Here is a 22,288-nt window from a genome sequence, read left to right as displayed (position 1 = left end):
TGCGGACGGGTCTGCATTAAGGATTTCGCGCTGTGGCGTAAAGCCTGCGCCTGATCGTTTTCGTGACAAACGGCAGACCGCGGTTGTCTCCAGGGCCGAAATGTGCAACGAAAGGGGCCATCATGCTCACTTCCGTGCGGCGCTGTCGCGGCCACGGGAAACCAAGGAGAGATTCGTGCGCGAAGAACTTCATCTGATACTGGGGGGAGAGGCCGGCCAGGGCCTGGACACGGTGGCCGGACTTCTGGGCAAGGCCGTGGTCCGTTCCGGGCGCCACCTGCTGACCGTGCAGCACGTCATGTCCCGCGTGCGCGGGGGGCACAACAATTTTCGCATGCGCCTGGCGTCCCGGCCGGTGCAGGGTCCGCCCGACACCTTCGACCTGCTGGCGGCCATGAGCCGCGAGAGCGTGGACCTGCACCGGGCACGGCTCGCGGACGGGGCCGTCATCCTGGTGGACGGCGGCTGGGAGATGGCGCCCGAACCCGGCCTCATCGGCATCCCCTTCGCCGAACTGGCCTCGCGGCCCGTCTTCCGCAACGTGGCCCTCATGGGCGTGCTCGGCGCCATGCTCGGCATTGGGGCGGACATCCTGCGGGAGCTGGTGGCGGACAACTTCCGGGCCAAGGGCGACCAGATCGTGGCCAGCAACCTGGATGTCCTGGCCGCGGCCATGAAGTGGGCCGCGGACAACGCGCCGTCCCTGCCCCTGCCGGGCGAGGGCGACGGCGTGACCCGGTTGGCCATGGACGGCAACCAGGCCCTGGTCCTGGGCGCCCTGGCCGCCGGGGTGCGCTTCTGCGGCTACTACCCCATGTCACCGGCCACCTCCATCGCCGAGGGGCTCGCGCAGGTGGCCGTGGACATGGGCGTGGTAGTGGAGCAGGGCGAGGACGAGATCGCGGCGGCCAACATGGCCCTGGGGGCGTCCTTCGGCGGGGCCCGCAGCATCGTGCCGACCTCGGGCGGCGGCTTCGCCCTGATGACAGAGGCCGTCAGCCTGGCCGGCGTCATGGAGATGCCCGTGGTCTTCGTCGTGGCCCAGCGCCCCGGCCCGGCCACGGGCCTGGCCACGCGCACGGAACAGGCCGACCTGGAGCTGGTCCTGCGCGCCGGCCACGGGGAGTTCCATCGCGCCATCCTGGCTCCGGCGGATGTCGCGGACTGCTTTCACCTCACGCACAAGGCCTTCGATCTGGCCGAGAAATCCCAGGGCCCGGTCTTCATCCTTTCGGACCAGTACCTGGCCAGCGCCGTGCGGTCCACGGAGCCTTTCGACCTCGGCGCCCTGCCGCCCGTGGCCGGACCCGACCTGAGCGACGAGAACCCGGACGCCTACCGCCGCTACGACTGGTCCGCGTCCGTGTCCCCGCGCCGCATCCCGGGCCACGGCAAGAGCCTGGTCCTGGCCGACTGCCACGAGCATGACGAGAAGGGGCATATCATCGAGGCCGCCGACATCCGCGTGCGCATGCAGGACAAGCGCCTGGCCAAGCTGGACGTGCTGCGGGAGGAAATCCTGCCTCCCGTCTCCACGGGAGAGGACGATCCCGACCTGCTGCTGGTGGGCTGGGGCTCCTCGGGCGAGGTCCTGCGCGAGGTCGCCGGGATTCTGCAGAAACGGGGAATCAGGGCCGCGAGCCTGTGCTTCATCCAGGTCTGGCCCCTGGCGCCCGAGACCTTCCTGCAGCGCCTGCACGCCGCGGAATGCGTGGTGGCCGTGGAGGGCAACAGCACCGGCCAGTTCACGCGGCTGCTGCGCGAGACCACGGGTTTCCACATCGCCAACTCAGTCCTGCGCTACGACGGCCGGGCCCTGACGGCCGGTTACGTCCTGGAGCGCCTGGCGCCCATCCTGGAGGCATTATGATCGACAGCAAGATATACGGCGAATACGTCACGGCCTGGTGCCCGGGCTGCGGCAACCACGACGTGCTCCTGGCCCTCAAGGACGCCCTGGCCCGGCAGGATCTCGAACCCCACCAGTTCGCCCTGGTTTCGGGCATCGGCCAGGCGGCCAAGATCGTGCACTATGTCCGGGGCAACGGCTTCAACGGCCTGCACGGCCGCGCCCTGCCGCCGGCCCAGGCCCTCAAGCTCGTCCATCCTGAGCTCAAGGTTGTCGTGGAGTCGGGCGACGGCTGCACCTACGGCGAGGGCGGCAACCACCTGCTGGCCGCCATCCGCCGCAACCTGGACATCACCCTCATCGTGCACAACAACCAGATCTACGGCCTGACCAAGGGCCAGTCGAGCCCCACGACCATGACGGGCCACGTGACCAAGAACAACCCCCTGGGCGTGTTCGACCAGCCCTTCAACCCCGTGGCCGTGGCCGTGGCCATGCACGCCTCCTTCGTGGCCCGGTCCTTTTCGGGTCTCAAGGAACATGCCGCGGCGACCATCGCCGCGGCCATGGAGCACAAGGGGTTCTCTCTGGTGGACATGCACTCGCCCTGCATCTCCTTCAACAAGGTCAACACCTTCGCCTGGTACAAGTCCCGCTGCAAGGAGGTCTCCCACGACCCCGCGAACTGGGACGAGGCCATGAAGGCGGCCATGGTCTTCGGCGAGGAAATCCCCATCGGCGTCATCTACCGCGAACAGCGTCCGTCCAAGGAGACGCTCCTGCCGCAGTGCAGGGACGGGGCCATGTACCGGCGTCCCGTGGACATGGACAAGGTCGCGGCGCACATGATGAGCTACGCCTGAGGCGTCTTGCCAAGTGGCGGGCATCGGGTTAGGGCCACGAAAAAATCAAGGAGATCACCATGGCCAAAGCACGTGCCCGTCACATCCTGGTGGCGACCGAAGAGGTCTGCCAGGCTCTGAAGAAGAAGATCACCGAGGAAGGCGGAGACTTCGCCGAAATCGCCCGCAACTATTCCCAGTGCCCGTCGGGCCGCCGCGGCGGCGACCTAGGCACCTTCGGCCCGGGCCAGATGGTACCCGAGTTCGACCACGTCTGCTTCAACGAAGCCGTGGGCGTGGTCCACGGCCCGGTCAAGACGCAGTTCGGCTACCACCTGGTGGAAGTGACCGAGCGCTCCTGACGAAGCGGCTCCGCCCCTGTCTGTGGAAACCGGGCTGCTTGGTGGCCCGGTTTTTTTTGGGAAAAGAGAACGGGAATCACGGGAGCCATGGGACGTATGCACCCCCGTACCGCCCATGCCTCCCATAATTTCCATTCTCTCTTGAAAAGGACTCACATGGAAGACCACATCCGATTCGACGCCGAGGCCTGCGCCCTGCTCCTGCTTGACCAGCGCAAGCTCCCCCTGGTGGAGGAGACCTTCGCCTGCCGCACCGTGGAGGACGTCATCTACGCCCTGCAGACCATGGTCGTGCGCGGCGCGCCGGCCATCGGCGTGACGGCGGCCTACGGCTGCCGCATCGCCCTGAAGCAGGCCCTGGCCGCCGGCGCCTACTGGACGAACGAACTCGGCCGGCTGCTCGGCCTCCTGGCCCAGGCGCGGCCCACGGCCGTCAACCTGGCCTGGGCCGTGAACGAGATGCGCGGCGCCGCAAGCGGCGTGGCCGACCCGCGCGAACTGGGCGATGTCTGGCTCGCCCTGGCGCGGAAGATCCACGCCGACGACATCGCCATGAACAAGGCCATGGGCCGCTTCGGCGGGGAACTCCTGGCCGACGGCGACACGGTCATGACCCACTGCAACGCCGGGGCCCTGGCCACGGCCGGGTACGGCACGGCCCTGGGCGTCATCCGCGGCGCCGTGGACATGGGCAAGCGGATTTCCGTCATCGCCAACGAGACCCGGCCCTTCCTGCAGGGCGCCCGCCTGACGGCCTACGAGCTGCACAAGGACGGCATCCCCGTGACCGTGGCCTGCGACAACGCTTGTTCGCTGCTGATGAAGCGCGGGCTGGTGCAGAAGGTCGTGGTCGGGGCCGACCGCATCGTGGCCAACGGCGACGTTGCCAACAAGATCGGAACGTCCGGCGTGGCCATCCTGGCCCGGCACTACGGCATCCCCTTCTACGTGGCCGCGCCCAGCTCCACCTTCGACCTGGCCACGCCCGAGGGCTCCCTCATCCCCATCGAGGACCGCACGCCCCTGGAAGTGACCCACGTCGGGGCCACCCAGATCACGCCCGACGGCGTGCCCGTCTTCAACTACGCCTTCGACGTCACGGATCACTCCCTGATCACGGGCATCATCACCGAACGCGGGGTGCTTTCCCCGCCATACACATCGAGTATCGCCGAGATCATCGGCCAGGAACGCAGACCATGAACCAGCATCTTCCCATGGTGGCCCTCATCGGGCGTCCCAACGTGGGCAAATCCACCCTTTTCAACCGCCTCATCAAGAAGCGGGTCTCCATCACCCACGACATGGCCGGCGTGACCAGGGACAGCATCTTCAGCGAGGTGCGCGGCGAAACGCGCACCTACATGCTCGTCGACACGGGCGGACTTGTCCCCGACTCCAGCGACGAGATCGAGATCAGCATCTTCGAGCAGGCCCGGGAAGCCATGGCCGGGGCGGATTTGATCCTGTTCATCGTCGACGGCCGCGCCGGGCTGCATCCCCAGGATGAGCAGGTCGGGCAGTATCTGCGTCAAAGCGGCAAGGAAGTGCGCGTCATCATCAACAAGGTCGACGGCCCCGAGCAGGAGGAGACCCTGGCGGCGGATTTCTACGCTCTGGGTTTTCCCCTTCAGTGCGTGTCCGCGGCCCATGGTTTCGGCATGGGCGATCTGCGCGACATGATCGAGACGGCGCTGCCGAAGGACCAGTGCGAGGGCGTGGAGCAGCCTCAGGGCGGTCTCAAGATCGCCCTGCTGGGTCGGCCCAACGCGGGCAAGTCGTCGACCATCAACGCGCTTTTGGGCAAGAAGCGGCTCATGGTCAGCGCCGAGGCCGGGACCACCCGCGACTGCGTGGACGTGACCGTGCAGCGCGGCAGCAAGGTCTACACCTTTGTCGACACCGCCGGGGTGCGCCGCAAGTCCAAGGTCACCGATTCCCTGGAATACTTCAGCGTCGTGCACTCCATGCAGGCCGCCAAGCAGGCCGACGTGGTCGTGCTGGTGCTCGACGTCATGGACGGCGTGGTCGGGCAGGACAAGCGGCTGTTGTCCTTTCTGGACACGGAGAAGATCCCCTTCGTCATCGTGGTCAACAAGATCGACCTCCTGACCAAGGACCAGCTTGCCAAGACCAAGAAGGACCTGGTGGACCAGTTCGCATTCTGCGGGCATGTGCCCGTGCTCTATTCGTCGTCGGTGTCCATGGCGGGCCTGGGCGGGCTCCTGCCGCTGGTCGAGAAGCTCTGGGAGCAGTGCGGCCAGCGCGTGACCACGGGCGAGCTGAACCGCCTGGTCAAGATGGTCACCGAGCGGCACCAGCCGCCGGTCATGGGCGGACGGCGCGGCAAGATCTACTACATGACCCAGGCCGATTCCCGGCCGCCGACCTTCGTCTTCTTCGTCAACGACGAGAAGCTCTTCGGGGGCAGCTACGTGCGCTACCTGGAGAACCAGCTGCGCAAGGTCTTCCGCATGGACAAGACGCCCATCCGCATGATCTTCCGCTCCAGCCACGCCAAGGATTCGTAAGGGCCTGCGGCCTCGGGGGGCCTCCCTTGACCGGGGCCTGCGCCTTGACCTAGTGTTCCGCGACGCTCGGGGCCGCGCGCCCCGCCGCGCCACAACGACGCCCACCGCGAGGAGGATTCCATGGTTCAGAAAGCAGACAAGATTTGGTTCGACGGCAAACTCGTGCCCTGGGACGAAGCCCAGGTCCACGTCCTGACCCACACCCTGCACTACGGCGTGGGCGTGTTCGAGGGCATCCGCTGCTACACCTGCACCGACGGCGGCTCGGCCGTGTTCCGGCTGCAGGAGCACGTGGAGCGCCTCTTCCTGTCGGCCAAGATCAACGAGATGGTCATCCCCTTCACCCAGGACCAGATCAGCGCGGCCATCATCGAGACCCTCAAGGTCAACAGGCTGGCCGAGGGCTACATCCGGCCCCTGACCTTCATCGGCGCGGGCGTCATGGGCGTCTACCCGGGCGACAACCCCATCCAGACCATCATCGCCACCTGGCCCTGGGGCGCGTACCTCGGCGCCGAGGCCCTGGAGAAGGGCATCCGCGTCAAGACCTCGTCCTTCACGCGCCACCACGTCAACGTCATGATGACCAAGGCCAAGACCTGCGGCAACTACGTCAACTCCGTGCTGGCCAAGCGCGAGGCCTTGGCCGACGGCTACAACGAGGCCCTCATGCTCGACGCCGAGGGCTACGTGTCCGAGGCCACGGGCGAGAACATCTTCATCGTGCGCAAGGGCGTCATCAAGACCTCGCCGCTGGGCTCCATCCTCTCGGGCATCACCCGCGAGTCCGTCATGATCCTGGCTGAGGACCTGGGCTACACCGTGGTCGAGGACCGCTTCACCCGCGACGAGCTGTACTGCGCCGACGAGGCCTTCTTCACCGGCACCGCGGCCGAGATCACGCCCATCCGCGAGGTGGACCGCCGCGTCATCGGCCAGGGCAGCCGCGGCCCGGTCACGGCGGCCCTGCAGGACGCCTACTTCAAGGTCCTGCGCGGCCAGAACCCCAAGTACGGCCAGTGGCTGGCCCGCTACAGCTTCTAGCCTCCCGTTATTGCCCGCCGGGCGCAGCCTGCCTGCGCCCGGCGTTTCGTCAATTTCCGCACCCGCCGATCACACCATGAGCCAGGAAAGCCTCACCGCCCGTTACCGCCCCCAGAACTTCGCCAGCGTGGCCGGCCAGGACTCCGTCAAGCGCATCCTGTCCCGCGCCGCGGCCACGGGGCGGGTGGCGCCCGCCTACCTGTTCAGCGGCACGCGCGGGGTGGGCAAGACCACCCTGGCCCGCATCTTCGCCAAGGCCCTGAACTGCCAGCACGGCCCGGCCGAGGAGCCCTGCAACCAGTGCCCGGTCTGCCGCCAGATCACCCTCGGCGCGGCCGTGGACGTGGTCGAGATCGACGGCGCTTCCAACACCGGCGTGGACAACGTCCGCCGTCTCAAGGAGGACGTGGGCTACGCGCCCCTGGAGTGCCGTTACAAGGTCATCATCATCGACGAAGCGCACATGCTCTCCAAGGCGGCCTTCAACGCGCTCCTCAAGACCCTGGAGGAGCCGCCCGGGCACGTGACCTTCATCATGGCCACCACCGAGCCCGAAAAATTTCCCCAGACCATCGTCAGCCGCTGCCAGCATTTCGTCTTCAAGCGTCTGCCCCAGGCCGACCTGGTGCGCCACCTGGGCGGCGTGCTGGAGCGCGAGGGCATCCCGGCCGAGCCTTCGGCCGTGACCCTCATCGCCAAGCGCGGGGCGGGTTCGGTGCGCGACAGCATGTCGCTTCTGGGTCAGGTCCTGGCCCTGGGCTCGACGACCCTGACCCTGGCCGACGTGCGCGAGGTTCTGGGCCTGGCCGGCGGCGAGATCTTCGCGCGCCTGGTGGAGTGCGTGCACGGCCGCGACCTGCGGGGCCTCCACGCCCTGCTGACCGAGGTCCTGGATCAGGGCGCGGACCTGGGCTTCTTTCTGAGGGAGCTTGCCGGGTGCTGGCGCAACCTCTTTCTGCTGAACCAGATGGGCGACGCCGCGCGCGGCCTCATGGACCTGCCGGCCGAGGAGATCGACGTCTGGGCGGAATTCGCGCCGCGCTTCAGCCTGGGGCACCTGCACGCGGCCTGGCAGATGACCATGGACAGCCAGCGCAAGGTCCTGACCAGCATGGAGCCGGCCCTGGCCCTGGAGCTTCTGCTCCTGAACCTGGCCTGCCTGCCTGACCTGCTGGCCCTGGGCGCCGCCGCGCCCGGCCAGGGCGCGGCCGCCGGCCAGGCCGCGCCGCCGCGCGCCGCCCAGGCTCCGTCCCCGTCCCCCGCGCCGCGTCCCGACGGATTTTCGCGGCCCCCCGCCGGTGCGCCGCAGCGGCCTGCGCCCGCGCCGCGGCCGGCCCCCCAGCCGTCCGCCCAGCCGCAGGTCCAGGCGCCGCCCCGTCCGGCCGCCGCGGCCCCGCGCGAGGTGCGCGAGCCTGCGGCCCCGGCGGCCATGGTCCGCGAGAACGGTGCGGCTTTCGGCGCCCGTCCCGAGGCCGGCCCGTCCATCCCCGCGCCCCCGCCCGGGCCGCGCACCTGGTCCGGTTTCGCGGCCTTCTGCGCAGCGCGGCCCGATGGGAGCCGCCCCCTGCCCGCCCTGGACAAGGCCCGCGGCGAGCTGAACGGGACGGACCTCGTGCTGACGAGCCCCCACGCCTTTCTCTGCGACCGCCTGCGGGCCGGCCTGCCCGTGCTGACGGAGCTGGCCCGGGCCTACTACGGTCCGGGCGTGAACGTGCGGGTGGAGACGCCGGTGGCCGAGGCGCGCAAGACCCGCGCCGAACTCAAGGAGATGGCCCAGGCCGACCCCGTGGTGCGGCAGGCCCAGGAGAAATTTCAGGCCCGGATCGTCGAGGTCCGGCCCCCGATCAACGGAAAAGCACAGGAGAACGAGATATGAACGAACTGATCAGACAGGCCCAGCTCATGCAGAAGAAGATGCTGAAGGCCCAGGAAGAGACCGGCAAGAAGGAGATCGAGACGAGCGTCGGCGGCGGCATGGTCACGGTCAGGGCCACCTGCGCGGGCGAGCTCTTGTCCGTGAAGATCGACCCTGCGGTCCTCGAGGACGTGGAAATGTTGCAGGACCTCATCCTCTCGGCCGTCAACGAGGTCATCAAGAAGGGCAAGGACACGGTGCAGGCCGAGATGTCGCAGATCACCGGCGGCATGAAGATCCCGGGCCTGTTCTAGGAACCCCTCGTGCAGCGACTTCCCGCACCCCTGCAAAAGATCGTGGACCAGTTCTCGGCCCTGCCCGGAGTGGGGCCCAAGAGCGCCCTGCGCATGGCCATGACGCTCCTCAAGTGGCCCGAGGAGTCCGTGCGCGCCTTCGGCCGGGACATCGAGAACCTGCGCAGCGCCCTGCACATCTGCTCGCGCTGCTGCTCCCTGGCCGACACGGACCCCTGCCACATCTGCGCCGATCCCAAGCGCAGCCGCGAACAGCTCTGCCTGGTCTCGGAATGGGACAGCCTCGTGGTCATGGAGGAGTCCGGGATATTCAAGGGGCGCTACCTCATCCTCGGCGGCCTGCTCTCGCCCCTGGACGGGGTCGACGCCCGCTCCCTGGAGATCTCGCGGCTGGAATCCATCCTGCGCGAAGGGGAGGTGCGGGAGGTCATCCTGGCCCTGGGTTCCACCATGGAGGCCGAGGCCACGAGCACCTACCTGCACGGCCTGGTCACGCGCGCCTTTCCCCACGTCTCCGTGACGCGCCTGGCCCAAGGCATCCCGCTGGGCTCCGAGATCAAGTACGTGGACCGCGAAACCCTCAAACAGTCCCTCAAGTACCGGCAGTCGCTCTAGGATCATGCACACCGTCCAGGGCGAAGTCGTCACCGTCGTCTACCACAACCCCGAGAACGGGTACGTCATCGCCCGGCTGGACTCCCCGGCCGGGCCCGGCCAGGTCACGGTGGTGGGCACCCTGGGCGACATCGCGCCGGGCGAGTCCCTGCGCCTGTCGGGCGAGTGGGTGGAGCACCCCAAGTTCGGCCGGCAGTTCAAGGCCGAGGGCTGCGAGCACGTCATGCCGGCCACCCTGAGCGGCATCCGGCGCTTCCTGGCCTCGGGCGCGGTCAAGGGCATCGGCGAGAAGATGGCGGACCGGCTCGTGGCCCGCTTCGGCAGCCAGATCCTCGACATCCTCGATTCGGATCCCGAGCGGCTGCTCGAGATAGAGGGCATCGGCCCGGCCAAGCTCAAGGGCATCGTCCTGTCCTGGCAGGAGAAGCGCGAGGTGCGCGGCCTCATGCTCTTCCTGCAGACCCACGGCGTGGCCACGACCTTCGCCCACCGCATCTTCCGCCAGTACGGGGCAGGCGCCGTGCAGCGCCTGCGCGCCAACCCCTACGACCTGGCCTACGACATCCACGGCATCGGCTTCCGCACGGCCGACGAGATGGCTTTGAAGCTCGGCTTCGCCGAGGACGCGCCCCAGCGCCTGGAGGCCGGCGTCGAGTACTGCCTGCGCCAGACCTCCGAGGGGGCCGGGCACGTCTTCCTGCCCCGGCCCGTCCTGGCGGAGGAGGCGGCCCGGCTGCTGGGCTGCCACGACCTGGAGCTCATCGAGGAGCAGATCGACGCCCTGGTCGAGCGCAAGCGCCTGGTCATCGAGCCCCTGCCCGAGAAGGGCGTGGCCGAGGCCGTGTACCTGACGTATTTCTACAAGACCGAGCGCGAGATCGCCTCGCGCCTGCGGGCTCTGCTGGACCATGCCATCCGCATGGACCCGAAGAAGATCTCGGCCGCCGTGGAGCGCGAGGAGCAGCGGCAGTCCCTGACCCTGTCCGACGAGCAGCGCCTGGCCGTGGAGTCGGCCTGCGGGCACAAGGTGTCCATCATCACCGGCGGCCCCGGCACGGGCAAGACGACCATCACGCGGGTGGTGGTGCGGGCGCTCAAGGCCCTGGGCCTGCGCATCTCCCTGGCCGCGCCCACGGGCCGCGCGGCCAAGCGCCTGTCCGAGGCCACGGGCTTCACGGCCGTGACCCTTCACCGGCTGCTGCGCTACCAGCCGGCCTCGGGCTTCGAGTTCAACGAGGACAAGAAGCTCCCGGCCGACGTCATGGTCGTGGACGAGGTCTCCATGCTTGACTGCGGGCTGTGCCTGGCGCTGCTGCGGGCCCTGCCCCTGACCTGCCGCCTGGTCTTCGTCGGCGACGAGAACCAGCTGCCGTCGGTCGGCGCGGGCAACGTCCTGGGCGACATGCTCGAAAGCGGGACCATCCCTGCCGTGCGCCTGACGCACATCTACCGGCAGGCCCGCGAGAGCATGATCGTGGTCAACGCCCACCGCATCAACGAGGGCGAATTTCCCCAGGGCAGCCCCCACGCGCCGCCCAAGGCCGATTTCTTCTGGGTCGAGAAGGAGGACCTCTCCGAGCTGCAGGCCCTCATCCTGCGCATGGTCTGCGAGCGCATCCCCGAGGCCTACGGCCTGGACCCCATGACCGAGGTGCAGGTGCTGACGCCCATGCACAAGGGCGAGGTCGGCACCGTCATCCTGAACCGCCTCCTGCAGGAGCGCCTGAACCCCGACGGCCGGGAGCTTGTCCGCGGGCAGCGGACGTACCGGGAAGGGGACCGGATCCTGCAGCTCCGCAACAACTACGACAAGGACGTCTTCAACGGCGACCTGGGCCGCATCACCGGCATCGACACCCAGGACGAGGTCCTGACGGCCGAGTTCGACGGGCGCGAGGTGGAGTACGGTTTCGACGAGCTGGACGAGATCGGCCTGGCCTACGCCATCAGCGTGCACAAGAGCCAGGGCAGCGAGTACCCGGCCGTGGTCATGCCCGTGGTCACGCAGCACTACATGCTCCTGCAGAGAAACCTCATCTACACCGGCCTGACCAGGGCGCGGAAGCTGGCCGTGCTCATGGGGTCGCGCCGGGCCATGCACATGGGGCTGGGGAACGAGCGCGGCCGGCTGCGCCACACGTCCCTGGCCGTGCGCCTGGCCAAAGAGAGCCAAACATAGCTCAACAGGCCGGAAAGACGGGCGAAAGGGGGGCGAAAGCGGGCTTTTGCGACCAATGCATGCGTTGACAGGCCCGCAAAGGCTCGTCTATGGACCCTCTTTTGCGGATTGCGGGTGTGGCGGAACGGTAAACGCACCAGCCTTAGGAGCTGGCGCCAAAAGCTTGTAGGTTCGAATCCTATCGCCCGCACCAGAGAAGACTATCCGGGCCCCCGAGGGTGCGCCCATCATCAAGGAGTGGAGTCATGGAATACAAAGTCGAAGAACTGTCCCCGGTCAAGCGCAAGGTGACCGTCGAGGTGGGTGTCGAGGAAGTGCAGGCCGCCCTGTCCGCCACCGTGGCCCTGTACCGCAAGGGCGCGGACATCAAGGGGTTCCGCAAGGGCAAGGTCCCGTCGTCCGTGATCGAGGCCAAGTTCCGCAAGCAGATTTACGGCGAGGCCACCACGGACCTCATCAACTATCACATCAACGAGATCCTGGGCGAAACCAAGCTTTCCCCCCTGTCGCGCATCGACGTGGACGCCAAGGAGATGGAGCGCGACGAGAAGTTCTCCTACAGCTTCTCCTTCGAGATCGCCCCGGCCTTCGACCTGCCCGAGTACAAGGGCCTCGAGGTCGAGGAGGAAGAGGTGGCCGTCGATCCCAAGCAGGTTGACGACGTCATCGAGCGCATCCGCCAGAACATGGCCAAGACCGTGATCATCAAGGAAGAGCGCCAGGTCGTCAGCGGCGACATCGCCGTCATCGACTTCCAGGCCATGCAGGACGGCGTGGATATGGAAGGCATCGCGGCCAACAAGTTCGAGCTGCCCCTGGGCGAGGGCAACTCCCTGCCCGAGTTCGAGGACATCGTCATCGGCATGACCCCGGGCGAGACCGTGGAGAAGGAACTGACCTTCCCGGCCGACTTCATCAACGACAAGCTGGCCGGCCAGACCGTGACCATGAAGGTCACCCTGCACGCCATCAAGGAACGCAAGCTGCCCGAGGTCGACGCCGACTTCGCCGAGCTGGCCGGCGGCTACTCCTCGGTCCAGGACCTGCGCGACGCCATCGAGAAGTCCTACCTCTCGACCCGCAAGCAGTTGGTCAAGGGCGACGCCCAGAAGAAGCTCCTGGACGGCATCAAGGCCCAGGTCAGCTTCGAGCTGCCCCAGAGCATCGTCGAGGAGCAGATCGACAAGCAGATCGTGGAACTGCAGGGCCGCCTGGAGCGCCAGGGCAAGAGCCTCGACTCCCTGGGCAAGACGCCCGCCGAAATGCGCGCCGAAAACCGCCCCATGGCCGAGGACGTGGTCAAGTCCTCCCTGGTGCTGCTGGCCATCGCCACGGCCGAGGGCCTGACGGTGGATCCGCAGGAAGTGGACATGGTCCTGCAGAAGATGGCCGCCTCCACGGGCCAGGACTTCCACTCCATCAAGGACTACTACGAGCAGCACAACCTGATGATCCCCCTCAAGGATCGGGTCCTGGCGGACAAGGCCATGGACCTCATCTACGAGAACGCCAAGGTGACCCCGGTTCCCCCGGCGGCCCAGGACGCTCAGGACGCATAAGCTCACGAAGGGCCGGGTCTTGTCCCGGCCCTTTCCTTACGGTGCGGCGTCCGGTCCCGGCAGGCCATGCGCCGGCAGACGCCGGACGGCCGCGTCCTCTTCCGCCCAGCCCTTGACACCCTGCCCCGGATCGTTATTTTTCAAATCTTTGGTATCAGCATTCACCCGTTTGTTTCAGGAGCTTTCATGGTCAGCAATTCCGTATTCGTCATCGAGAACACCGGCCGCGGCGAGCGGATGTACGACATCTATTCGCGCCTGCTCAAGGACCGCATCGTGCTCCTTGGCACGCCCATCGACGACCACGTCGCCAACTCCATCTGCGCCCAGCTGCTTTTCCTGGAGTCCGAGAGCCCGGAGAAGCAGATCAACATGTACATCAACTCCCCGGGCGGTTCCGTGACGGCCGGCATGGCCATCTACGACACCATGCAGTACATCTCCGCGCCCGTGGCAACCCTGTGCATCGGCCAGGCAGCGAGCATGGGCGCCGTGCTCCTGGCCGCCGGCGCCAAGGGCATGCGCTACTCCCTGCCTCACTCGCGCATCATGATCCACCAGCCCATGGGCGGATTCCAGGGGCAGGCCACGGACATCGCCATCCAGGCCAAGGAGATCATCCGCCTGCGCGGCGAGCTGAACGGCATCCTGGCCAACCACACGGGGCAGTCCCTGGAGAAGGTGGAGCAGGACACGGAGCGCGACTATTTCATGAGCGGCGAGGAAGCCTGCACATACGGGCTCATCGATCAGGTCCTGGCTTCGCGCAAGGAACTGGAATAACAGGTTTGATCGAGTTTTTACGAGGTATCCCATGGCGGAAAGAAAGAAGAGGACGGGCAAGGATTTGAGCTGCTCCTTCTGCGGCAAGGGCCAGGACGAGGTGCAGCGCCTCATCGCCGGTCCCGAAGTGTACATCTGCAACGAGTGCATCGCCCTGTGCGACGACATTCTGAAAAACGACAACCGCAAGGAAGACCTGGACTCTTCGGACATCCCCCTGCCCCAGGAGATCAAGGCCGCCCTCGACGACTACGTGGTCGGGCAGGACGACGCCAAGAAGATCCTCTCGGTCGCGGTGTACAACCACTACAAGCGCATCAAGTACCACGCCCGGGTCAAGGACGACGTGGAGCTGGACAAGAGCAACATCCTGCTCATCGGGCCCACGGGCTCCGGCAAGACGCTCCTGGCCCAGACCCTGGCGCGCATCCTCAAGGTGCCCTTCGCCATCGCCGACGCCACGACCCTGACCGAGGCCGGCTACGTGGGCGAGGACGTGGAGAACATTCTGGTCCAGCTCGTGCAGAACGCCGACTACGACCTGGAGGCCGCGGCCAAGGGCATCATCTACGTGGACGAGATCGACAAGATCTCCCGCAAGTCCGACAGCCCCTCCATCACCCGCGACGTGTCCGGCGAGGGCGTGCAGCAGGCCCTGCTGAAGATCATCGAGGGCACTGTGGCCAACATTCCCCCCAAGGGCGGCCGCAAGCACCCGCAGCAGGAGTTCATCCGCCTCGACACCTCCAACATCCTCTTTATCGTGGGCGGGGCCTTCATCGGCCTGGAGGACATCGTCAAGCAGCGCGTGCAGGGTTCGAGCATGGGCTTCGGCGCCAAGGTCCGCCGTAAGGAGGAGATCACGACCGACAACCTCCTGCGCCAGGTCCACCCCATGGATCTCATCCGCTACGGCCTCATTCCCGAGTTCACGGGCCGCATCTCGGTCATCACCTCCCTGACCGAGCTGACCGAGGACGACCTGATGCGCATCCTGCAGGAGCCCAAGAACGCCCTGGTCAAGCAGTACCAGAAGATGTTCGAGCTGGAGAACGTGGAGCTCAAGTTCACGACCAACGCCCTGAAGGCCCTGTCCGCCAGGGCCATCAAGCTCGAGACGGGCGCCCGCGGACTTCGCTCCGTCATGGAGTCCATCATGCTCGACATCATGTACACCATCCCGTCCATGAAGGACGTGACGGAGTGCGTCATCAACAGGGCCGTGGTGGAGGAGGGCAAGGAACCCCTCATCCTCTTCAAGCCCGAGGCCAAGAGCGCCTGACCCCGGTCGGGCGCAACCAGCGAGACCAGCCATGTCCGATGCCATCATTTTCGAGAAGAACCACCCCGGGAGCCTGACCCTGCCGGTCATGTCCCTGCGCGAAGTGGTCATGTTCCCCAAATCCATCGTGCCGCTTTTCGTGGGCCGCGATTCCTCCATCAAGGCCATCGAACGGGCCCTGGACACCTACGACAAGCGCATCTTCCTCGTGGCCCAGAAGGATCCGAGCCAGGAGCGGCCCGAGGTGGACGGCCTCTATGACGTCGGCACGGTCAGCAAGGTCCTGCAGATGCTCCGGCTCCCCGACGGGACCATCAAGGTCCTCTTCGAGGGCCTGTACCGCGCCTCCTGGGACCAGGCCCACGGTCTGGTGATCCAGGACGAGATCCAGATGGTGCGCGTCACGGCCCTGCCCGACATCGACGGCAACCCCGTGGAGGGCGAGGCCCTGGTGCGCGCCGCCCACGAGGCCGTGGAGGAGTACGCCCAGGTCAACCGCAAGCTGGCCAAGGAGACGGTCCTGGCCATCACCAGCGTGAACCAGCCCGGCCGCCTGGCCGACAGCATCGCGCCGCACCTCAAGGCCACCTACGACCGCAAGCAGGACGTGCTCGAACTGCGCGACCCGGTGCGCCGCCTGGAACGGGTCTACGAGCTCATCCAGGAGGAGGTCGAGGTCTTCTCCCTGGAGAAGAAGATCAAGGGCCGCGTCAAGAAGCAGATGGAGGAGAACCAGAAGGACTACTATCTGGGCGAGCAGCTGAAGGCCATCCACAAGGAGATGGGCCGCGATTTCGACCCCAAGGCCGACGTGGAAGACCTGGAGAACCAGCTCAAGACCAAGGACATGCCCGAGGACGCCCGCTCCAAGGCCATGGCCGAGATGAAGAAGCTGCGCCAGACCCCGCCGTCCTCGGCCGAGTACGCGGTGCTGCGCAACTACGTGGACTGGATCCTGGCCCTGCCCTGGAACGTGCTCCGCGACGTGGACATTGATATCAAGCAGGCCCAGAAGACCCTCGACGACGACCACTACGGGCTGGAGAAGCCCAAGGAGCGCATCCTCGAATACCTGGCCGTGCAGGCCCTGGTGAAGAAGCTGCGCGGGCCCATCCTGTGCCTGGTCGGCCCTCCCGGCGTGGGCAAGACGTCCCTGGCCAAGTCCATCGCGCGGGCCACGGGGCGCGAGTTCGTGCGCCTGTCGCTGGGCGGCGTGCGCGACGAGGCCGAGATCCGCGGCCACCGCCGGACCTACGTCGGGGCCCTGCCCGGCAAGATCATCCAGTCCCTGAAGCGCGTGTCCTCCAACAACCCGGTCTTCTGCCTGGACGAGGTGGACAAGATGAGCATGGACTTCCGGGGCGACCCCTCGGCGGCCCTGCTGGAGGTCCTGGACCCGGAGCAGAACAGCGCCTTCAACGACCATTACCTGGACATGGACTACGACCTGTCGCAGGTGTTTTTCATCACCACGGCCAACTCCCTGCAGACCATCCCGCTGCCGCTGCAGGACCGCATGGAGATCATCAACATCCCCGGCTACCTGGAGACGGAGAAGGAGCGCATCGCCACGGACTTCCTCCTGCCCAAGCAGATGGAGCAGCACGGCCTGAAGCCCGAGAACTTGAGCCTGTCCAAGGGCGCCGTCCTCGAGATCATCCGCCGCTACACGCGTGAGGCCGGGGTGCGCAACATGGAGCGCGAACTGGCCTCCATCTGCCGCAAGGTGGCGCGCGCTTTGGTTGAGGACGGCGACATGGACAAGACCGTGACCGTGTCCAAGTCCATGATCGGCACCTACCTGGGCATTCCCAAGGTCCGTCACGACCAGCGCGAGGAAGAGGCCCAGGTCGGCGTGGCCACGGGCCTGGCCTGGACCCAGGTCGGCGGCGAGCTTCTCTTCGTCGAGGTGGCGCTCATGCCCGGCGGCGGCAAGATCGAGATCACGGGCAAGCTCGGCGACGTCATGCAGGAGTCGGCCAAGGCGGCCATCAGCTACATCCGTTCGCGGTCCGAGTTCTTCGGCCTGCGCCGGGACTTCTACAAGGAAGTGGACATCCACATCCACGTGCCCGAGGGCGCCACGCCCAAGGACGGGCCTTCGGCCGGCATCACCCTGGCCACCTGCCTGGCCTCGGCCCTGCTCGACATCCCGGTGAGGAACGACGTTGCCATGACGGGCGAGATCACCCTGCGCGGCCGCGTCCTGCCCATCGGCGGGGTGCGCGAGAAGCTCCTGGCCGCCCATCGCGGCCTCATCACCCGCGTGCTGCTGCCCAAGGAGAACGAGCGGGACCTCAAGGAAGTTCCCAAGGCCGTGCTCAAGGACTTGGAGATCGTCCTGGTCGAGAACATGGACGACGTGTTGTGCGAGGCCCTGAAGGGCGTGAGCAGGGAGAGCCTGTTCTGCTCCACGTCGGATGTGGTCCCGCTGTCCAAGGCCCTGCACAAGGGGCACGAGGTCGCCAGCCGGCAGTGATCCCGCGCTGATCGGACATCACAAACAAGCAAACCCCGCCACGTGACCGTGGCGGGTTTTTTTGCGCCCTGCTCACTTCATGCGGTAGACCCAGGCTGGCTTGCCGTGAACGTTGCGCAGCACGGCCTCGGGGCGCAGGGCCGGGGCCTCGAACTCCAGGCTGACCAGCCACGCGCCGGGCCGCAGCTCCCGGCGCGCCTTGTCCGCCGCCGGCCCCATGCTTTCGGGCCGCTGGAACATGTAGACCAGGTCGTAGCCCGACCAGTCCTCCTTCCAGATGTCTCCCCGACGGACACGGGCGAAGGGGCAGCGCAGGCCGCAGGCCAGGCGCAGGGGCCAGCTCCACTCCAGCCCCGCGAGCCGCGCGTCGGGGAAGACGCTGCGCAGTTCGGCCAGACCCGCGCCCAGGCCGCAGCCTGCGTCGAGGATGCGGGCCCCGGCGGGCAGGCGCGCGACCTTGTCGAGGCCCGCGAGGCTACCGCGCGGGGTCGGGAAAAGGGGTGCGTCGCGCCATGTTTTCATGGGGTAGAGCATCGTGAGCAGTACCAGGGCCAGGAGCCAGCCCCAGGCCGGCAGGCCGGCGCCCAGCCCCGACGCGGCCAGCGACAGGGGAAAGCCCGCGGCGATGAACAGCCTGCGCCACGAGGAGCGGGCAAAGGCGCCGGCCGCGACGCCCAAGGCCGTGGCACCGACCGCGGACCAGGCCACGGGCAGCTGCAGGTCGTGCAGGGCCAGGAAAAGGGCCCAGCACGCGGACCAGGCCAGCAGCGCCGGCAGGGGCCAGGGCAGGGCAAAGGCCCGCCCGGGGGGGGTGCCGCTTGGAGCGGATTTGGTGGGAGTTCGTGCGGCCATGTCGATCTCGGGGATGCGGAGCGTGTTCGCACGGACTGTGCGGGAAATGCGGGCAAAAGAAAAGCGCCCGCGAGCCGTCGCTCTTTGCGGTTGTGGTTTCCGGGCTTTTGTGCTGATGTGCCGCGCCATGAAATGCGACGAAACATCACCCCAGGACGACTTGGCCCGGGCCCGCGCCACGCGCAGTCCCCTGCGCAAACTCTACTACTGGACCCTGCACTGGGCTGCCACGCCCTACGCCCTGCCGGCGCTGGTGATCCTGTCCTTTGCCGAGAGTTCCTTCTTCCCCGTGCCGCCGGATGTCCTGCTCATCGCCCTGTGCTTCTGCAACCCGCGCCGGTGGTTCAGCCTGGCCGCGTGGTGCACGGTCGCCTCGGTTGCCGGCGGCCTGCTGGGCTACTTCATCGGCTGGGGGCTGTGGGAAGCCGTCGGCCTGCCCATCGTGCGCATGTACCATGGCGAGGCCGTGGTCGAGTCCGTGCGGATCTGGTACGAGAATTACGGCTTCTTCGGCGTGCTCATCGCGGCGGTCACGCCCATCCCCTACAAGGTCTTCACCATCGCCTCGGGCATGATGCGCTTCGATCTGACGCAGTTCGTCCTGGCTTCGGTCCTGGGGCGGGCCATGCGCTTCTTTCTCGTGGCGGGGCTCATCCGCATGTTCGGCGCGCGCATCAAGCCTTTCATGGAGCGCCATTTCGAGCTTGCCGCCACGGCTCTCGTGGCCCTGGCCATTCTCGGCTTCGCGGCCATCAAGTATCTGTGATTGCGCCGTCCGCAGCAGCGGACGGCCCCGTCAATCGTCTTCCAGCGGCCAGATCTTCGTCATGGCCCGCAGGCTCTTGCTCTCCACCCAGTCCGCGGTCGTCGCCGCGTATTCCGCGAAGTGCGGCGTGGCGCGGTGCACGTCGTGAAAGGTTCCGCTGTCGACGTACGACTCGTAGAGCGTGAAGCGGGTCGGTTCGGCCGGGTCCTGCAGGATGTCGAAGCCCAGGCATCCCTCCTCCAAGGTCAGTGAATTGTTCCCCTGGCGGATGACCGCCTCCCGGAACTGCTCGATGAAATCCCTTTTGACGGCGATATCGACGATGACGACGAACATGAGCGGCCTCCTGCAGCGTGCGCGGTGAAATTTCGCGGGCGCCGGACGACGCCCCTGCGCCGTGCTATCTGATGTGCGCCGCGGCAGGCAAGGAGGAGCTTTGGCCGTCCAGCTTGTACGGCATCCGGGGCGCCACAGGGGGTATATCTGTTTTCTGCATTTTTTAAATCAAGTTTAGATAGCTGAGTGAACATCAAGAGCCGCCGGATGCTTCGCCGACAGGATATTCGTTGACAGGAAGGAGGGAGCGGGGTTAGGCGCAATTTTATTAGTTACGTCTAATTTCTGCTAAGCTAGGCAAAGCGCTGTATGGTGATGACATGAGTGATTCAGTGATCATGTCATGAATCCTGGTGATCGAGTTTGGCTTTAAATGTTAGAGAGAGCTAATTAAAGGAGGGACTCGATGAATGCGGATGTTCGAAGCACTCTGGAGTGCGGCGCAGGCTGCCGGGCATCGGGGAACGTGCGTGATCACGGGTCGGACGGGGCGCCAGCTCCCTGGGGCACATGCCCGTCGGAGAAGTGTTCGCCCGAGTGCCCGTCGTTCGACCTCTGCCGGAAGCGTATCCTCATCGTCGGCGGCCCGGGACGCATGGAGGACGCCTACAGGCGATTCATCGAGGAGCGTGGCGGGGTCTTCGAATACCATGACGGCCGGCTGCGCGGCGGCGTCAAGGGGCTCGAAAGCCGCTTCCTCCGCGCCGACGTGGTGCTGTGCCCCGTGAACTGCAACAGCCACGCGGCCTGTCTTCTGGTCAAGAACATGGGAAAGAAACACAACAAGCCCGTGCACATGCTGCCGGGTTTCGGTCTGGCCACGGTGTCACGCGCCGTGGCCGCAAGCGCCGGCTGAAATAAGGAGGGGATATGTGTTTCAAACTGGACAACGGTTCGGAACTCTTTTCGATTCAGGACATGCACCGGCTGCGCAAGGCGTCGAGCGGGGTCATGGGCTCGCGATCGTGGACCGAGCGCCCGCAGGGCGAAGACGGGGACGGGTCGTGCCCCGGCGGGGGAGGGGGGACGTGCTCGTGCACGGTCAAGTGCGCGAACTGCCGCTGCCGTTCAGGGCTGTCCGCGTTCGGGAAGTGAGAAGGGGGAACCAGGCAAAGGTCGGCCAACGATAACGACAGTCTGGAGATTTCTTCCGCAATCCTGCCCATTTCGGTCGCGCCGCGTCAGACCAGGGTTTCCGCGTCGGCCTGGAAATACCTCCAGGACATGTCGATGAGTTCGGCCTTGAGGTCGCTCCCCGTCTTGTGCGCGTAGCGCTCATGCAGGTCTTTGGCCATGGAGGCGAAAACGTCCACGACTTCGGGGTCGAAGTGTTTGCCGCGCCCGCGGATCAGGATGCCCAGGGCCTCGGCGCGGCTCAGGGGCGCCTTGTAGGGGCGGCGGGAGGTCAGAGCGTCGAAGACGTCGGCCACGGCGAAGACGCGGGCGGTCAGGGGGATGTCCGCGCCCTCCAGCCGGCCGGGGTACCCTTCGCCGTCGAACTTCTCGTGGTGCCCGCCGACCACGTCCCGCGCGTCGCGCAGCCACGTCGATCGGTCGATGACGTCCAGGCCGTGGCGGACATGGGTCTTCATGATCTCGAACTCCTCCCGGGTGAGCCTGCCGGGTTTGAGCAGGATGTCGTCCCGGATGGCGATCTTTCCCACGTCGTGCAGGAACGCGCCCTTGGTCAGGGCGCGCATCTGGTCCGCGTCCAGGCCCATGGCCGCCCCCGTGTGCAGGGCGTAGAGCGTGACCCGGTAGTTGTGGTCGTCGGTGTCGCTGTCGCGTTTGGCGACGACGCACCCCAGCAGGGACAGGGTCTCGAAGTTGGCGGCCTGCATGTTGCGGGAGAAGGCCACCAGACGGTCGGTCAGGCGCAGGACCACGGGGTAGAGCAGGCCCGTGGTGGCCAGGGTGATGAGCACCACGATGCCCGCCGTCAGGATGGACTTCCTGTTCATGGCGGCCAGGGTTTCCGGGGACGGCACGAAGACTATCTCAGCCCGTCCGGTTTCGTTTCTCGCGGAGTCCCCAAGGGGAAGCATGGCATGGACGCAGAGCAGGTCCGCGATGACGGTCGTCCGCGACCAGGCCTCGCCGGTCTCGGCGTGCGGTGTGCTGCGGGAGTGCACATAATCCCACACGGCCTGGTGCAGCACGAAACTCCTGTCCAGATACTCCTCGGCGCCCTCGACGCCGGGCTTGGAAAATCCTGCGTAGACGACCTTGCCGTTTCTTCGTTTCGGTCTGGCCACGCTCAGCTCGTCCAGGGTCTTGCGGAAGGCTGCCCGCGGCTGCAGGTTGTCCATGACCATGAGTTCGCGCGTGCGGTCGGCCAGTTCCTCGATGCCGATCTGGGCCTCGAAGACGACCTCCCGGGCCATCATGCGTTCCTCGGCCATATAGGCCAGCACTGCCATGCCCAGGGCGATGACCGCGGCCATGAACGCCAGGCGTGCGACGAGGGTTTGCCGTACGTAGGTCACGAGGGGAATGTTCCGGGATGAAGGCATGCGTTGCTCCAACGGATCGGGGAAGACCTCCGGCAGCCTGGACGAGCTGTACACGGTCCAGGGCATGTTGTCATGCCTCAATGCCGTGCGGGGCGTCCGGTGCGATCACGCGGAAGAAGCGCTCAAA

20 protein-coding genes and 1 tRNA gene are annotated in these 22,288 nt (G+C 66.7%); 18 read left to right on the top strand and 3 right to left on the bottom strand.

What is annotated here, in order from left to right:
* Positions 1 to 175 precede the first annotated feature (175 nt).
* The 15 genes from ACZ5AC_RS12155 to lon all read left to right on the top strand — a co-directional run bounded on the left by ACZ5AC_RS12155 (position 176) and on the right by lon (position 17,694).
* Complete coding sequence (locus ACZ5AC_RS12155) at positions 176 to 1,870, top strand: 2-oxoacid:acceptor oxidoreductase subunit alpha (protein ID WP_464247865.1); 1,695 nt, start codon at positions 176 to 178, stop codon at positions 1,868 to 1,870.
* Complete coding sequence (locus ACZ5AC_RS12150; RefSeq protein WP_464247864.1) at positions 1,867 to 2,712, top strand: thiamine pyrophosphate-dependent enzyme; 846 nt, start codon at positions 1,867 to 1,869, stop codon at positions 2,710 to 2,712. Before ACZ5AC_RS12155 ends, ACZ5AC_RS12150 begins: the two co-directional genes overlap by 4 nt.
* Before the next feature lie 59 nt (positions 2,713 to 2,771).
* Entirely contained in the window at positions 2,772 to 3,053 is a 282-nt protein-coding gene (locus ACZ5AC_RS12145; RefSeq protein ID WP_464247863.1) for a peptidylprolyl isomerase, read from the top strand.
* 156 nt (positions 3,054 to 3,209) lie between these two features.
* Positions 3,210 to 4,256, top strand: a complete 1,047-nt coding sequence (gene mtnA, locus ACZ5AC_RS12140) for an S-methyl-5-thioribose-1-phosphate isomerase (RefSeq protein WP_464247862.1) — start codon at positions 3,210 to 3,212, stop codon at positions 4,254 to 4,256.
* The gene (der, locus tag ACZ5AC_RS12135; protein WP_464247861.1) at positions 4,253 to 5,584 is read left to right on the top strand and encodes a ribosome biogenesis GTPase Der; all 1,332 of its coding nucleotides are present in this window, start codon (positions 4,253 to 4,255) and stop codon (positions 5,582 to 5,584) included. The genes mtnA and der overlap by 4 nt, the downstream gene beginning before the upstream one ends.
* Positions 5,585 to 5,704: 120 nt before the next feature.
* Positions 5,705 to 6,628: a branched-chain amino acid transaminase gene (locus tag ACZ5AC_RS12130; RefSeq protein ID WP_464247860.1), complete on the top strand. Its 924-nt coding sequence runs from the start codon at positions 5,705 to 5,707 to the stop codon at positions 6,626 to 6,628.
* A gap of 76 nt (positions 6,629 to 6,704) precedes the next feature.
* Positions 6,705 to 8,504 (top strand): DNA polymerase III subunit gamma/tau, encoded by a 1,800-nt coding sequence (gene dnaX / locus ACZ5AC_RS12125; RefSeq protein WP_464247859.1) that lies wholly within the window; start codon positions 6,705 to 6,707, stop codon positions 8,502 to 8,504.
* Positions 8,501 to 8,797, top strand: a complete 297-nt coding sequence (locus ACZ5AC_RS12120) for a YbaB/EbfC family nucleoid-associated protein (protein WP_464247858.1) — start codon at positions 8,501 to 8,503, stop codon at positions 8,795 to 8,797. Before dnaX ends, ACZ5AC_RS12120 begins: the two co-directional genes overlap by 4 nt.
* A gap of 9 nt (positions 8,798 to 8,806) precedes the next feature.
* Positions 8,807 to 9,412: a recombination mediator RecR gene (gene recR / locus ACZ5AC_RS12115; RefSeq protein ID WP_464247857.1), complete on the top strand. Its 606-nt coding sequence runs from the start codon at positions 8,807 to 8,809 to the stop codon at positions 9,410 to 9,412.
* A gap of 4 nt (positions 9,413 to 9,416) precedes the next feature.
* The gene (recD2, locus tag ACZ5AC_RS12110; RefSeq protein ID WP_464247856.1) at positions 9,417 to 11,591 is read left to right on the top strand and encodes an SF1B family DNA helicase RecD2; all 2,175 of its coding nucleotides are present in this window, start codon (positions 9,417 to 9,419) and stop codon (positions 11,589 to 11,591) included.
* A 110-nt stretch (positions 11,592 to 11,701) separates the two neighbouring features.
* Positions 11,702 to 11,784 (top strand) — tRNA-Leu (locus tag ACZ5AC_RS12105).
* Positions 11,785 to 11,836: 52 nt separating this feature from the next.
* The gene (gene tig / locus ACZ5AC_RS12100) at positions 11,837 to 13,150 is read left to right on the top strand and encodes a trigger factor (RefSeq protein WP_464247855.1); all 1,314 of its coding nucleotides are present in this window, start codon (positions 11,837 to 11,839) and stop codon (positions 13,148 to 13,150) included.
* Positions 13,151 to 13,336: 186 nt separating this feature from the next.
* On the top strand, positions 13,337 to 13,933 hold the full coding sequence (clpP, locus tag ACZ5AC_RS12095) for an ATP-dependent Clp endopeptidase proteolytic subunit ClpP (RefSeq protein ID WP_028577951.1): 597 nt from the start codon (positions 13,337 to 13,339) through the stop codon (positions 13,931 to 13,933).
* Between the two features lie 31 nt (positions 13,934 to 13,964).
* Positions 13,965 to 15,215, top strand: coding sequence for an ATP-dependent Clp protease ATP-binding subunit ClpX (gene clpX / locus ACZ5AC_RS12090; RefSeq protein WP_464247854.1), 1,251 nt, complete (start codon positions 13,965 to 13,967; stop codon positions 15,213 to 15,215).
* 31 nt (positions 15,216 to 15,246) lie between these two features.
* Positions 15,247 to 17,694: an endopeptidase La gene (gene lon, locus ACZ5AC_RS12085; RefSeq protein WP_464247853.1), complete on the top strand. Its 2,448-nt coding sequence runs from the start codon at positions 15,247 to 15,249 to the stop codon at positions 17,692 to 17,694.
* A gap of 72 nt (positions 17,695 to 17,766) precedes the next feature.
* Here the strand turns inward: lon and ACZ5AC_RS12080 are convergent, their stop codons facing one another.
* Positions 17,767 to 18,546: a class I SAM-dependent methyltransferase gene (locus tag ACZ5AC_RS12080; protein ID WP_464247852.1), complete on the bottom strand. Its 780-nt coding sequence runs from the start codon at positions 18,544 to 18,546 to the stop codon at positions 17,767 to 17,769.
* 127 nt (positions 18,547 to 18,673) lie between these two features.
* On the opposite strand from ACZ5AC_RS12080, the gene ACZ5AC_RS12075 reads away from it, so the two are divergent.
* Complete coding sequence (locus ACZ5AC_RS12075; protein ID WP_464247851.1) at positions 18,674 to 19,312, top strand: YqaA family protein; 639 nt, start codon at positions 18,674 to 18,676, stop codon at positions 19,310 to 19,312.
* 30 nt (positions 19,313 to 19,342) lie between these two features.
* On the opposite strand, the gene ACZ5AC_RS12070 is transcribed toward ACZ5AC_RS12075, so the two are convergent.
* Positions 19,343 to 19,648 carry a putative quinol monooxygenase gene (locus tag ACZ5AC_RS12070; RefSeq protein ID WP_464247850.1) on the bottom strand — a complete coding sequence of 102 codons (306 nt, stop codon included), beginning with the start codon at positions 19,646 to 19,648 and terminating at the stop codon, positions 19,343 to 19,345.
* Positions 19,649 to 20,054: 406 nt separating this feature from the next.
* Between ACZ5AC_RS12070 and ACZ5AC_RS12065 the strand changes: the two genes are divergently transcribed.
* Both ACZ5AC_RS12065 and ACZ5AC_RS12060 read left to right on the top strand, forming a co-directional pair.
* A complete protein-coding gene (locus ACZ5AC_RS12065) occupies positions 20,055 to 20,504 on the top strand; it encodes a DUF2325 domain-containing protein (protein ID WP_464247849.1) in 450 nt (149 codons plus the stop codon).
* 14 nt (positions 20,505 to 20,518) lie between these two features.
* Positions 20,519 to 20,743 (top strand): hypothetical protein, encoded by a 225-nt coding sequence (locus tag ACZ5AC_RS12060; RefSeq protein WP_464247848.1) that lies wholly within the window; start codon positions 20,519 to 20,521, stop codon positions 20,741 to 20,743.
* An 86-nt stretch (positions 20,744 to 20,829) separates the two neighbouring features.
* Here ACZ5AC_RS12060 and ACZ5AC_RS12055 read toward each other — a convergent pair whose 3' ends face one another.
* Positions 20,830 to 22,161, bottom strand: coding sequence for an HD-GYP domain-containing protein (locus ACZ5AC_RS12055; RefSeq protein ID WP_464247847.1), 1,332 nt, complete (start codon positions 22,159 to 22,161; stop codon positions 20,830 to 20,832).
* Between the last annotated feature and the right edge of the window lie 127 nt (positions 22,162 to 22,288).

The sequence above is a fragment of the Desulfomicrobium aestuarii genome (assembly GCF_055385525.1).
This window is presented reverse-complemented; position numbering and strand designations above follow the sequence as displayed.